This is a genomic window from Gordonia otitidis NBRC 100426 (assembly GCF_000248075.1).
Taxonomy (GTDB): Bacteria; Actinomycetota; Actinomycetes; order Mycobacteriales; family Mycobacteriaceae; genus Gordonia; species Gordonia otitidis.
On sequence record NZ_BAFB01000004.1, the window covers coordinates 1 to 13,198 of the forward strand.

Consider the following 13,198-nt stretch of genomic DNA (forward strand, 5'->3'; position numbering starts at 1 on the left):
CACGTTTCCTCCGACAGACGCCGATCTTCGAGCAGATGCTGATCGACGACGGCATCCTCCTGCGGAAGTACTGGTTCTCGGTGTCCGATGAGGAGCAACTCCGACGATTCCGGGCCCGCATGAACGACCCTGTGCGGCAGTGGAAGTTGAGTCCGATGGATCTCGAGTCCGTCTACCGGTGGGAGGACTACTCCCGCGCCAAGGACGAGATGATGGTGCACACCGATACCGCGATGAGTCCCTGGTTCGTCGTCGAATCCGACATCAAAAAGCATGCGCGACTGAACATGATGTCGCACTTTCTCTCGACGATCGACTACCACGAGGTGCCGCGTCCGCAGGTGTCGCTACCGAAGAAGCCCATCGAGAGCGGCAATTACCATCGCCCGCCGCGGTCGTTGTCGAAATACGTTCCCGACCACGTCGCTGAGCTCATGGGTCACGATGACTGAGTTCCGCACGCTCGGCCCCGTGCGTAGCATGATCGACGATGTGGATCGGTATCGCTGAATTCGAGTTCCTGCTCGGTGACGTGCACTCGCTCAAGTCGAAACGATCGCTGGTGCGGCCGATCGTTGCCGAGTGTCGCCGACGTTTCGCAGTCTCCGTAGCCGAGGTCGATCACCTCGACGCACACCGACGAACGTCGATCGGGGTGAGTCTCGTGGCGCCCGATCGCGCGCACGTCGTCGAGGTTCTCGACTCGGTGGAGCGATTTGCCGCCGCACGCCCCGAGGTCGAGCTGCTGTCGGTGCATCGACGCGAACTCTCGTCGACGGACATCTGACGACCATCGCCTGCCCGAACGCCGAGCGGCGAGACCTCAGGGTGCGTGAGATCTCAGGGTGCGAGAACAGCGGCCGCCACCGCCACCTCTCGATAGGCCGCGGCGAGACTGTCGATCGTCTCGTGTGCGTTGAGTCCACTGGGATTCGGGACCACCCAGATCCTGGTCTCGCCCCAGCGTTCGGGTTGCTCACCCGACGTCGCACGACGGTCACCGAATGCGCTGCGATAGGCCGTGATCCCGGCGACCGCCACGACATCGGGACCGATCTGTTCGACGCGGTCGCGGAGGTGTCGACCGCCCACGACCAATTCGGTGGCGCTCAATTCCGCGGCTGTCGCCGTCGCCCTGGCGACCACATTGGTGATCCCCACCCCTCGGCCGATCAGGTACTCGTGGTCGGCATCGCTCATTCCCGACGACGCGTCGACGAGGTGGTCGGTGATGCCTGCTCGATAGAGCGCGGGCCAGAATCGGTTTCCCGGGCGGGCGAAGTGAGCACCGGTCGCCGCACTCCACAATCCCGGATTGATGCCGACGAACAGCAGCCTGCAGTTCGGCCCCACCAGGTCGGGGACCAGACGATCGCCGCATGCTGCCAACTCGGCTCGGGTGAAACCCATCCGTCACACGCTACGCGCGGTTGACGCTCGCGACCTGAGCACATTCGATGGACGCATGAGCGCAGACGATGATCGACCCCTGCTGGTGGTCGATGCCGCCAACGTCGTCGGATCCGTTCCCGATGGATGGTGGCGTGACCGACGGGCCGCGACCGAGCGCCTCCTCGACAGGATCGCGGAATTGCCAACGACAGGTCTGGCGGACCTACCCGGCCCCCTCGACGTCTTCGTGGTCGTCGAGGGCGCTGCGCGCGGCGTGTGTCCTCGACAAGGGATCCGCATCGTCGAGGCCCCAGGGTCCGGTGACGACACGATCGTCGATGTGGTGTCGGAGAACGGCGACCGAGCTGTCACGGTCGTCACCTCCGATCGCGGATTACGTTCTCGCGTAGCGCATCTTGGCGCTCACTCGGTCGGACCCCGTTCGATACGCTGAGCAGGTAGGACCATTCGGTGGCGAGCAGAGACGACACGCATAGGATATTGGTACGGGGAACGCCGGGGGGCGACGAGAGGATGACAATGGCCCGCTATGACCTGCCTACGCTTGACGATCTTCGCGAGCTCGGGACGCGACGAGACAACGCGATCACGATCTATGCCGAGACCTCTCCTGCACCGGATGCACGCGAAGGCAGCTACCTCAATGCGAAGAGCGCGTTCGACCGCGCAATCCGCGAGCTCCGCGAGGAGGGCATCAGACACGCGACCGAGACCGCGCTGCGCGATCAGTGGGAGAAGGTTCGCACGGACGAGGCCTGGACGCGCCTGTCGAGTTCAGTGGCCATCTTCCTCTCACCCGACCAACTGCAGCTGTTCGTCCTGCCCAATCGGCTCGAGAACCAGATGCAGACCGGCGGACACTTCGACCTGGGGCAGATCGTTCGTGCGGTGACCACGCCGCAGAGTGCGTTCGCGTTGACGCTGTCGGCAAACGGCTGGAATCTCTGGCAGGCTACGCCGACGACAGTGGCGACCGAGCTGGAGCTCCAGGGCGATCACAGCACGGATGTGGCCGACGCCACCAACAGGGCGACCATCCGCGACCGCGGTCACGTCCGCAGGCTCGTCGGAGACGAAGGCAAGAAGGTTCTGCTCGAGCAGTACGCCAATCGTGTCGCCGAAGCGGTCAGCGCCGAACTGGCACTGGTCGACCGGAGCGGAGAGCGCCCACTGTTCCTCTTCGCCACCGACCCGCTACTGGACATGTTCCAGGCCGCCTACACCGACCGCACCGTGGTGCCGGTGCCCGGCGCACCCGACGAGCTCCGCGCCGACGAGATCGACACCGCGATCCGGGCCGAACTGCCTGCACTGAACGCAGCGCAGAACAATGCTGTCGTCGCGCGTCTGTCCGACGGAGTGAATCGCGGTCTGGTCGCCACCGACCTGGCCGAGATCAGCAAGGCCGCCTCCGCCGGCGCCGTGGCGACACTCGTCTACGACTTCACTCGCGACATCCCCGGCGACATCGACTCGGAGACAGGCGAATTGACCTATGACGACAACGGGTACGACGTCATGTCGTCGATCGTGGTCACCGTACTCGACCGCGGCGGAGAAGTGATCGCCGTCCGAGCCGACGAGATCGACTCGCCGCTGTGGAACGACACGGCCATCGCCGGCCTGCGGTTCCCGCTGATCGACACCGCACAGTAGGCACTAGTTCCACCGACGCCGTCGCACGGCCTGTAGAGCACACTGCAGAATTGTTCCGTGCGGCGGCGCCGCCCGCATCGCCGTACCACGCGCGTGAGGTTGGACGCGCGTGCCGACCAAGGAGTGTGCACCGTGGCTCGAACCGTCGCCGACAACATCATCGAAACGCTCGACCAGTCAGGGGTGCACCGGGTGTACGGCATACCCGGCGACTCGCTCAACGGCTTCACCGATGCGCTGCGCCGAGACGGGCGCATCGAGTGGGTGCACGCCCGCCACGAAGAGGGCGCAGCCTTCGCCGCGTCGGCGGAGGCGACGCTCACCGGAGAACTCGCGGTCTGTGTCGGCAGTTGCGGACCGGGCAATCTCCACTTGATCAACGGCCTTTTCGACGCACAGCGCAGTCGTGTGCCCGTGCTCGCGATCGCCGCTCACATCCCCGAAGCGGAGATCGGGAGCGGCTATTTCCAGGAGACACACCCCGAACAACTCTTCGTCGAGTGCACCGATTTCTGCGAACTCGTGAGCAACGCGGAACAACTCCCCCGGCTGCTCGACATCGCGATCCGCACGGCTGTCGAACGCCGCGGGGTCGCGGTGCTGGTCATTCCCGGCGAGATCTTTCTGGCAAAGGCACATGAGCGTCGGGCCGGAGGTGCCATCAAGGCCATCGAGAAGATCGTGCGACCCACCGACGCGCAGATCCGTGACCTCGCCGAGGTGCTCAACATCGCGGAGAAGGTCACCATTCTCGGCGGCGCCGGCGTTGCGGGAGCCCACGACGCCGTCGTCGAACTCGCGGGTGCACTACAGGCGCCCATCGTGCACGCGCTACGCGGCAAGGAATTCCTCGAGTACGACAACCCATACGACGTCGGTATGACGGGTTTGCTCGGATTCAGCTCCGGCTACCGCGCCATCGAGAAGTGCGACACGCTCCTGATGCTGGGCACCGACTTTCCCTACCAACAGTTCTTCCCGTCCAAGGCAAAGATCGTCCAGCTCGACATCCGAGGTGAACAGATAGGGCGTCGAACGCCGGTCGATCTCGGGCTGGTGGGCTCTGTCGCCGACACGATTCCCGCCCTGCTGCCGCTACTCGACCGCAACCGCAGCTCGGATCATCTGCGTTCATCGCGCGAGCACTATCTCAAAGCGCGGGCATCGCTCAACGATCTCGCCGTCGACGACGGCAAGACGCCGATCCATCCGCAGTACCTGGCCAAGTTGCTCTCCGACCACGCCACCGACGACGCCGTGTTCATCCCCGATGTCGGCTCACCGGTCGTGTGGGCTGCGCGCTACCTGCAGATGAACGGGTCACGTCGACTGATCGGCTCGTTCACCCACGGCTCGATGGCCAACGCCCTGTCGCAAGGTGTCGGCGCCCAGGCGTCGTTCCCCGGGCGACAGGTGATCGCCATGGCAGGTGACGGCGGTCTGGCGATGCTGCTCGGCGAACTGCTGACGCTGACACAGAACGCGCTTCCGGTGAAGATCGTCGTGTTCAACAACTCGTCGCTCAACTTCGTCGAGCTGGAGATGAAGGCGGCGGGTTTCGTGAACTTCGGCACCGACCTCGAGAACCCCGACTTCGCCGCGTTGGCGCGTGCGATCGGGATCAAGGGCGACCGCGTCGAGAATCCCGGCGACCTCGACTCCGCCGTACGTGAGTTCCTCGCGCACGACGGACCCGCGCTGCTCGACGTCGTCACCGCACGTCAGGAGTTGTCGATCCCACCGACGGTCTCTGCGGCCCAGGCGAAGGGGTTCACCCTGTATGCGATCCGAACTGTGCTCTCCGGGCGCGGCGACGAACTGATGGATCTCGCCGAGACCAACGTGTTCCGCCGCCTGTTCGACTGACCCGCCGGGCGCCGGTCCGCCTTCGCGAGTCAGTGCGGAATCCGGCTCAGATCGGCGCGGATCAGCATCACGTTGTAGTCGCTCCACCGTGAGGCGTTGAAGAACAGTTCGGGCGACGACCCGACGACCGCAGGCGACCGCGGTTGGATCATCGGACCGTAGAGGACGACGGCCCCCTTCTCCACGAGGTAGGTCGGCGCGCTCCACGGACCCTCCGGCCGGTCTGCGGTACGGATGCGAATCCCGTTGTCCCCGTCGAGCATCATGTATTTGTTCAGGTAGGGACTCCACGCCACGGACAGTTCGGTGACGGGCGCCGGCACCACGATCGCCGATCCGTCGTCGGGCACGCGAGTGATGTCGTCCACCCACCCCAGCTCGCGACCCGCCCAGTACTGGTACTTCCCGCGATCGAGGATGTCGCGCGGAGCGAATCGGGCGAGAAAACCTGCGCCGAATCGTCCGTTGGGAGTGCCGAATTGGTACACGTAGTCGCCCTGCGCACCGTGGCCACGAACGTAGGCGTTCTGCTGGAACTTGCCGTTGTTGGGGTCAGCAGGCGGCAAGCCAAACGGAAGTGGTACCGACACAGGAGAATTCACGAGAAAGGTGCTCTGGGGCGCCGTCCACGTCTGACCGTTGTCGTCGGAGTAGGCGATACCCGAATAGTTGGTCACCCAATGCCCCGCCGAGCCCCAGGAACGTACCGACATGAAGTTGATGAACTGCCGATGACCCGAGCCCCAGGGCAACGAAATCGCCGCGGTCGGGATGGTTGTCACCTCAACCGGACTGAATCCCAGTGCGGGGATCAGCTCGCGGGCATACGTCGGACGCCCGGCGTCGACGGGACTGCCGGACCCGACGTCACCCGGCACACCGGGTGGAACGCTCACGCCGTCGCCGAGTGTGGCGTCACGCGTCCGCAGCAGGGTGTTGTGCCGCCACTGTTGGCCTGGCGCATTGCAATCACCGAAGGTGTCGCCGAATGCCATCAGCGTCTGGCCGGACCCGTTGTCCCATGAGATGCCCAGGTCAGTCCCGCTGATCGAGTATCGGCTGAAGGTGCGGTTGATGCTGCGTGGACCGGTCACCCACGCGACAGTGCGGGCGCGCGGAGTGAGGTAGACGGGTAGCGGACCCTGGGTTCCCAGGCCCGGCCGAGCTCCCGATGAACCCGACGACCCTGCCGATCCCGGGCCAAGCGATCCCGTGCCCAGCGAACCGGTACCGCCCAGCGATCCCGACGCGCTCCCGAGATCCGGCAGTGAGCCGTTACCCGCATTGGCACACGGCGCTGCCGCCGCATACCCCCCACCGGAAACGAGCAGACCACTCATCGAGATCGCGACCGTCCCGGCGACGAGCAGTCTGCGGGCAGCTGATCGGTGTCGGAGCATGGGTGACGGTCCTCTCGGTCAGCAGGGCAACCCCGCGTGTGACATCTGTGATAGATGTGACTTAAGAGGCCAGTGTGAACTATGCGCATCACCGTAGACCGCCGTAGACGGTCACGATCACGTCTCGGAGCGGGAGAACTCCGACGCCCGCGCGACTTGGTCGACGGTCACGACCCTGCCGGTGTACTTCTCGAATTGCGCCGCCGCCTGCAGCGCGATGACCTGAGCACCGGTGATGAGTCGCTTTCCAGCAGACTCTGCCGCGACGACCAACGGCGTCCGTTCCGGCAGGGCGACCACGTCGAACACGATCTCAGCTGCGTCGATCGCGTCGTCGTCGAACGACTGCACCATCTCATCGGCACCACGCATTCCCAGCGGCGTGACATTGACCAGTACCGATGCGCCCGGGACGGGCGCCGTGTCGATGCTGCGGTAGTCGTAGCGGCTCGCCAGGGACCGTCCGGCCTCCGCGTTGCGTGCCCACACGGTGAGGTCGTCGAAGCCCGCTCCGCGAAACGCGGCGACCACGGCTTTGGCCATGCCGCCCGAGCCACGCACCACGACCGGCAGCGCCGGATCGACGTCGGTGATGAGTGTGGCGACCGCCTCGTAGTCGGTGTTCGACCCCGTCAGCTGCCCGTCGTCGTTGACGATCGTGTTCACCGACTCGATCGCTTTCGCGGACGGTTCCATGTGGTCGACGAGGGGGATCACCGCCTCCTTGAACGGCATCGACACCGAGCACCCGCGGATACCCAGTGCTCGTACTCCACCGATCGCGCCCTCGATGTCGGTCGTGGTGAACGCCTTGTAGATGAAGTTCAGGCCGAGTTCGTCGTAGAGATAGTTGTGGAACCGCGTGCCGATGTTCGAGGGCCGCGCGGCAAGCGAGATACACAACGTCATGTCTTTGTTCAATATCGGCATGCGAGAAACCCTAGGCCCCGACGCGATGTGACAGCGGCTCAGCGGAGGTCGTAGCCTCGTCGGGGTGACGAGACAAAGTCAGGAGGTCGATCACTGTGTCATGGAACACATATGTGGCACTTGGTGATTCGTTCACAGAGGGGGTCGGCGACCCGGATCGCACCCGCCCGAACGGGCTGCGTGGATGGGCCGATCGTGTCGCAGAGCAACTCGCGCTCGGCAATCCCTCACTGCGCTATGCGAATCTCGCGATCCGAGGCCGACTGCTCGATCAGGTACTTGACGAACAGATCGACCGTGCGGTGGGCCTCTCACCGGATCTGATCACCATCTACGCGGGCGGCAACGATCTCATGCGCGGCTCACTCGACCTCGACGCGATGATGGGTCGCTACGAACAGGCCATCGCCCGTCTGCGGGCGACCGGCGCGCGGGTGGTGGTGTTCACCGCATACGACGCGGGATGGGCCCCGGTGTTCCGGCTCACCCGCGGGCGGTGTGCCATCTACAACGAACTGCTCCGCGAGATCGCGGATCGACAGGGCGTCCACATCCTCGACTTCTGGCGGCTCCGCGGATATGACGACTACCGGATGTGGGATACCGACCGACTTCACATGTCGTCGCTGGGACACACGCGTATGGCAGCCGAGGTGCTCGATCTGATCGGCGCGCCGCACCAGATCGACGTGCCCGCACTCGCGCCCGCTCCTACTCCGACACGCGAGGAGCGTCGACGCGACAACCTCGAGTGGGCGCGGACGTTCCTCTATCCGTGGGTCATGCGGCGTGTCCGCGGGGTCTCCTCCGGCGATGGAATCGCGCCGCGCTGGGCCGAGCCCGTCGCGGCCGCCGACGCACTCAGCTGAGTCGACGCCGATCGCGTAACAGTGGAGCACGTGATCGGCGAGCAGCGGCGCCAACAGAACTGCGGGCGCGTCGATGTCGATCCACCTCAGTTCCGCAATCTCGGCAGCGGGCGCGTCGACGCACACAGGGGGATGTTCGAACACAGTGGCCTCGACGAGGTGCCCGGCCTCGTTGGCCGCATCGGCACGGAAGACACCCAGTTCGACGAGGTCGTCGTCGAACAATTCGACCGACAATTCCTCGCGCGATTCACGCAGCGCCGTCTCCCGACGACTCTCGCCGTTCTCTGGTTTACCGCCGGGCAGCATGAACCGGACGGCCCCGCTCTTACGGACGGTCAACAGCCTCCCGGCACGGTCGACGATGACCACGGCGGCCACCGTGATCACCGGCATCGGTGTGCTGCTCGGCGTCATCGGCCGCCAACCGGCTCATGCCACCGCATACTGCGCGCCGCGGACGCTGTCACTTTCCGAAGCCGGCGTCGCGCAGCGCCTGAGCCATCGATCCGTTGAGGGGTTGGGACTCACGACGACCCCTGCCCTGACCGCCGCGTGCCTGACCGCCACCCTTCTGTGCACCATTCTTCTGGGCACCATCCTTCTGTGCACCATTCTTCTGGGCACTACCCTTCTGGCCGCCCGACCGTCCCCGTTCGGCCTGCGCGTTGTTGCGCCCACGTGCCGGCCCGCCAGACTCCTGGCCCTTGCGCGCGTCTGCGCGCCGCGCACCGCGGTCGGCGCCGGGGGTCCGGACCTCATCGTCGAGCCGCAGACTCAAGCCGATGCGCTGACGGTCGACGTCGACCTCGACGACCTTGACCTTGACCACCTGCCCTGATTTGACCACCTCGTGCGGGTCGGACACGAAGCGGTTCGCCATGGCTGAGACGTGGACCAGACCGTCCTGATGCACCCCGACGTCGACGAACGCGCCGAAGGCTGCGACGTTGGTGACCACGCCCTCCAGCACCATTCCGGGTTTGAGGTCGGCGACCTTCTCGACTCCGGCGGCAAACGTCGCGGTGCTGAACGCCGGGCGCGGGTCGCGTCCTGGCTTCTCGAGTTCGCCGAGGATGTCGGTGACCGTCGGGATCCCGAATCTCTCGTCGGCGAACTCCGCGGGCTTGAGCGACTTCAGCGAACGCTCGTCACCGATCAGCTCGGCGAGTTGCAGGCCGGTACGCTCGAGGATCCGTCGGACCACCGGATACGCCTCGGGGTGCACACCGGAGGCATCGAGCGGATCGTCACCGTCGGTGATCCGCAAGAATCCTGCGCACTGCTCGAATGCCTTGGGACCCAAGCGCGGAACGTCGAGAAGCGCGCCTCGACTGCGGAAGCGACCGGCGGCATCCCGATGGCCGACGATCGCCTCGGCCAACCCGGGTGTCACCCCCGAGACGCGGGCGAGCAGGGGTACCGACGCTGTGTTCAGGTCGACGCCGACAGCGTTCACCGCGTCCTCCACCACCGCGTCGAGGCTGCGCGCGAGCGTGCCGGGCGTGACGTCGTGCTGATACTGGCCGACGCCGATCGACTTGGGGTCGATCTTCACCAGTTCAGCGAGTGGATCCTGCAGCCGACGCGCGATCGACACAGCCCCGCGCAGTGAGACGTCGAGGTCGGGAAGTTCGTCGGACGCGTACTCCGACGCCGAGTACACCGACGCGCCGGCTTCACTCACCGTCGCCTTGACCGGCGGCTGCGCTCCGGACGCCTTGATGTCCGAGAGCAGTTCGGCGGCAAGCGAATCCGTCTCCCGCGACGCGGTCCCGTTGCCGATCGCGATCAGTTCGACGCCGTGCCGTGCAACGAGTGCGGCCAACGTCGCTTTTGCGGCGTCCCACTGCTTCTGCGGTTGGTGCGGGTAGATCGCGCACGTGTCGAGCACTTTGCCCGTCCCGTCGACCACAGCCACCTTCACGCCGGTCCGGAAGCCCGGATCGAGGCCGAGAGTGGTCCGGTTGCCCGCGGGGGCAGCGAGGAGAAGGTCCTTGAGGTTCTTCGCGAACACCGCGACGGCGTCGTCCTCTGCGCGCTGACGCAGACGCACCCGCGCGTCGACAGCGGTGCTGATCATGAGTTTCGTCCGCCACGCCCAGCGCACGGTGGTGGCCAGCCAGTTCGACGCCGGCCCGTTCCCGGACAGGTCGACGCCGAGACTCGCCGCGACCATCGCCTGATAGCCCTCGTCGTCACCGCCGGTGAAGTCAACGGCGAGGACGCCTTCCTTCTCGCCGCGGAGCACGGCGAGGACTCGGTGCGACGGCATCTCCTCCAGCGGCTCGGAGAACTCGAAGTAGTCGCGGAACTTCTGACCCGCCGCACTTTTCGCGATCTCCTCCGAGCGTGGAGCGCTGCTGCACGACCCCTGGCGCCAGAAGGTCTCGCGCACCTCACCGACCAACTGCGCGTCTTCGCTGACCCGCTCGATGACAATGTGGCGCGCGCCCTCGAGTGCTGCGGCGGCATCGGTCACCGTGTCGGAGACGTACTCGGCAGCGACGACAGTCGGGTCGAGCGACGGATCTTCGAGCAGTCGGTCGGCCAGCGGTTCGAGGCCGGCTTCGCGCGCTATCTGCGCCTTTGTCCGACGCTTCGGCTTGTACGGCAGGTAGATGTCCTCGACTCGCGACTTCGTGTCGGCGGCCAGCAGAGCGTGCCGCAGCTCGTCGGTCAGCTTGCCCTGCTCCTCGATGGAGGCGAGCACCGCGGCTCGTCGTTCGTCGAGTTCACGTAGGTAACGCAGTCGTTCGTCGAGTTGGCGCAGTTGCGCGTCGTCGAGCGAGCCGGTCACCTCCTTGCGGTAGCGGGCGATGAACGGGACCGTCGATCCCTCGTCGAGGAGCCGGACCGTCGCGGCCACCTGATGCTCGCCGACCTGGAGCTCTTCGGCCAATCGCGCGTTGACCGACTTGATTCCGGAAACAGTCTCGGATGCACTCGAAGTCACTCGGAGCACCCTACCGAAGGGCGCCGACAGCGATTCGTGTGGAGGAGATGCGTGTCGCGGATGTCCGCGACGGCCCACAGGGGCCGCGTTTTCGACCGCGCTTCCGACACCGGCCGTAAAATCCCACGGTGGGGGTCATGTCACGACCGTCGCCCACTAGCGAGAATCGAGCCCCATGGGATTCCTGATCGGCTTCTCCCCCTGGATCATCTACTGGATACTCGTCGGCAACGCATCGTTTCGGGTCGCCGTGATCGTCGCACTGTGTCTCGCAGTCCTGGCCGTTCTCGTTCAGCGACTCCGCCGACAGCCCTGGCACACCCTGGAGATCGGGGCGGTGGTGGCGTTCGCAGCCTTCAGCGTCCTCGCCTTCACCGTCAGCGATTCCTTTCTGGAGCGCTGGCTGCAGCCGCTCGGAAACGCTGCGATCTTCCTCATCGTTCTCGTCGGCATGCTGATCCGGCGGCCTTTCGTCCGCGAATATGCACGCGCGACGGTCACCGACGACGTCGCGCGCAGCGACGGGTTCCAAGTGATCACCGCCGCCATGACCTGGATGTGGATAGCCGTCTTCGCGATCATGACCGTGGTGTCACTGATCCCACCTCTCGTGCAGGGTGACGCGACCATCCACGACGGCGCATCGACGTTGTCGATCATCTGCTACTGGGTGATCCCGTTCACGATCATGGGCGTCGCCGGGACCGTCTCCGGGGTGTTTCCGGCATGGTTCTCCTCCCACATCGATGCAATCGACAAGCGCCAGGCTTCCGCTCGCCCCGGCGAGCCGGTCGCCCAGCCGACAGCACCCCCAGACGAGCTGGATCCACGTGTCGTCGTCCACGCGCCGTCGACCAGTCGCCACGACGAACCCTTCTCCATCGGCGTCGACGCACCGGGGATCGCCACGCTCGGCGTCACCGTCTCCGGTCAGGATCTCTACGGACGACTCTGGCGTTGGCAGGGCAGGCTGGCAGGCACCGGACAATCCGTCGACGACATCCTCTGCGGCATGGCATTCACAGGTGAACCCGATCGCGCCGACCTGTTCGTACCACCGGTAGAACCGTGGCAGGTGCGTATCGAAGTGAGCGGCGAACAGCACCGGACGGCGGTCACCCGGCTACGCTCGTCGACGGCCCCCGGCGTGCACGTGACCGAGGTCGACGTCGACGGACGTCCCGGCCTCCTCGCGCTACCGGTAGGCGGGCGCGCTCGTCAGGCAGTCGTCTGTTTCGGCGGATCCGAGGGCGGCTACGACTCACAGCGCGCCGCCATCTCGGCGCTGGCGTCGCGCGGCTTGGTCGCCCTCGCATACAACTGGCTCGACGCCGACCCCGAAGCAGTCCCCGTCGCGAACATCCCGCTCGAGCGTTTCGCCACCGCGATCTCGTGGCTGGCGGCACGAGCGGAAGTTGAATCGAACACGGTTGTCGCACTTGCTATTTCACGCAGCTCCGAGGGCGTGGCGGCTACTCTCGCACGCGAGCCAGACCTTCCGGTCAGCGCATTGATCCTGGTGAGTCCCAGCTCGGTGACCTGGCAGGCCATCGGCGCCGGCGGCGAGATACCCGACACCTCGTCGTGGACCCACCGCGGGCATCCGTGCCAGTACGCACCGCTACCCAGCGGAACCCTCATGCCGCAATTGGTGAGCAATGCCTGGCATCTCTCCCGCGACATCGCCCGGCACGAGCCGACGCTGCTGAGACTGGCGCCCGCCTACAGTGCCGGTCTCGACGCGCTGGGACGCAGCAAGACCGCAACCGGAGTGATCATCTCCGCGGAGAACATCCCGTGCCCGATCCTGTGTGTCAGCGGGTCAGACGACCACCTCTGGCCGTCTGAGCAGATGGCCGACACCCTCCTCGCCCGCCGCCAGACGGCATCGGACAAACACATCCGCTACGACGGCGCAGGTCACCTGCTCCGGCCGGGGCTCTATCCGTCCACAGTCCAGGTGGTCGGCGGCATCGACCTCGGCGGCCGACCCCGCGAGCACGGCCTGGCGTGCCTGGCCCTGACGGACGAGATCGTCGGGTTCGTCGGTTCGGCAGGCAACGTCGACGCCGTGCGCTCAGCGCGGTAGCCATCTCGCGCTCAGCGCG

11 protein-coding genes and 1 pseudogene are annotated in these 13,198 nt (G+C 65.9%); 7 read left to right on the plus strand and 5 right to left on the minus strand.

Annotated elements, in window-relative coordinates:
• A partial coding sequence (locus tag GOOTI_RS00290; protein WP_007236548.1) for a polyphosphate kinase 2 family protein occupies positions 1-452 on the plus strand: 452 nt, incomplete at its 5' end.
• A 38-nt stretch (positions 453-490) separates the two neighbouring features.
• Positions 491-787 carry a DUF503 domain-containing protein gene (locus tag GOOTI_RS00295; RefSeq protein ID WP_007236549.1) on the plus strand — a complete coding sequence of 99 codons (297 nt, stop codon included), beginning with the start codon at positions 491-493 and terminating at the stop codon, positions 785-787.
• A gap of 53 nt (positions 788-840) precedes the next feature.
• Here the strand turns inward: GOOTI_RS00295 and mug are convergent, their stop codons facing one another.
• Positions 841-1,410, minus strand: coding sequence for a G/U mismatch-specific DNA glycosylase (mug, locus tag GOOTI_RS00300; RefSeq protein ID WP_007236550.1), 570 nt, complete (start codon positions 1,408-1,410; stop codon positions 841-843).
• Positions 1,411-1,465: 55 nt separating this feature from the next.
• On the opposite strand from mug, the gene GOOTI_RS00305 reads away from it, so the two are divergent.
• From GOOTI_RS00305 to poxB, 3 genes are all read left to right on the plus strand, one after another.
• Positions 1,466-1,846, plus strand: a complete 381-nt coding sequence (locus GOOTI_RS00305; protein WP_007236551.1) for an NYN domain-containing protein — start codon at positions 1,466-1,468, stop codon at positions 1,844-1,846.
• Positions 1,847-1,932: 86 nt separating this feature from the next.
• A complete protein-coding gene (locus tag GOOTI_RS00310; protein WP_007236552.1) occupies positions 1,933-3,069 on the plus strand; it encodes a baeRF11 domain-containing protein in 1,137 nt (378 codons plus the stop codon).
• Between the two features lie 132 nt (positions 3,070-3,201).
• On the plus strand, positions 3,202-4,935 hold the full coding sequence (gene poxB, locus GOOTI_RS00315; protein WP_007236553.1) for a ubiquinone-dependent pyruvate dehydrogenase: 1,734 nt from the start codon (positions 3,202-3,204) through the stop codon (positions 4,933-4,935).
• Positions 4,936-4,964: 29 nt separating this feature from the next.
• On the opposite strand, the gene GOOTI_RS00320 is transcribed toward poxB, so the two are convergent.
• Both GOOTI_RS00320 and GOOTI_RS00325 read right to left on the minus strand, forming a co-directional pair.
• Positions 4,965-6,335, minus strand: coding sequence for a glycoside hydrolase family 183 protein (locus tag GOOTI_RS00320; RefSeq protein ID WP_007236554.1), 1,371 nt, complete (start codon positions 6,333-6,335; stop codon positions 4,965-4,967).
• Positions 6,336-6,452: 117 nt separating this feature from the next.
• Positions 6,453-7,265, minus strand: a complete 813-nt coding sequence (locus GOOTI_RS00325; RefSeq protein WP_007236555.1) for a shikimate 5-dehydrogenase — start codon at positions 7,263-7,265, stop codon at positions 6,453-6,455.
• Positions 7,266-7,360: 95 nt separating this feature from the next.
• Here GOOTI_RS00325 and GOOTI_RS00330 point away from each other — a divergent pair, with 95 nt between their 5' ends.
• Complete coding sequence (locus GOOTI_RS00330; protein WP_007236556.1) at positions 7,361-8,134, plus strand: SGNH/GDSL hydrolase family protein; 774 nt, start codon at positions 7,361-7,363, stop codon at positions 8,132-8,134.
• A 24-nt stretch (positions 8,135-8,158) separates the two neighbouring features.
• On the opposite strand, the pseudogene GOOTI_RS24890 reads toward GOOTI_RS00330, so the two are convergent.
• Both GOOTI_RS24890 and GOOTI_RS00340 read right to left on the minus strand, forming a co-directional pair.
• Positions 8,159-8,530: pseudogene (locus tag GOOTI_RS24890) on the minus strand (NUDIX hydrolase); the annotation flags it as partial.
• Between the two features lie 70 nt (positions 8,531-8,600).
• Positions 8,601-11,090, minus strand: a complete 2,490-nt coding sequence (locus GOOTI_RS00340) for a Tex family protein (protein ID WP_007236557.1) — start codon at positions 11,088-11,090, stop codon at positions 8,601-8,603.
• A gap of 175 nt (positions 11,091-11,265) precedes the next feature.
• On the opposite strand from GOOTI_RS00340, the gene GOOTI_RS00345 reads away from it, so the two are divergent.
• Positions 11,266-13,179 (plus strand): acyl-CoA thioester hydrolase/BAAT C-terminal domain-containing protein, encoded by a 1,914-nt coding sequence (locus tag GOOTI_RS00345; RefSeq protein ID WP_007236558.1) that lies wholly within the window; start codon positions 11,266-11,268, stop codon positions 13,177-13,179.
• The last annotated feature ends 19 nt before the right edge of the window (positions 13,180-13,198 follow it).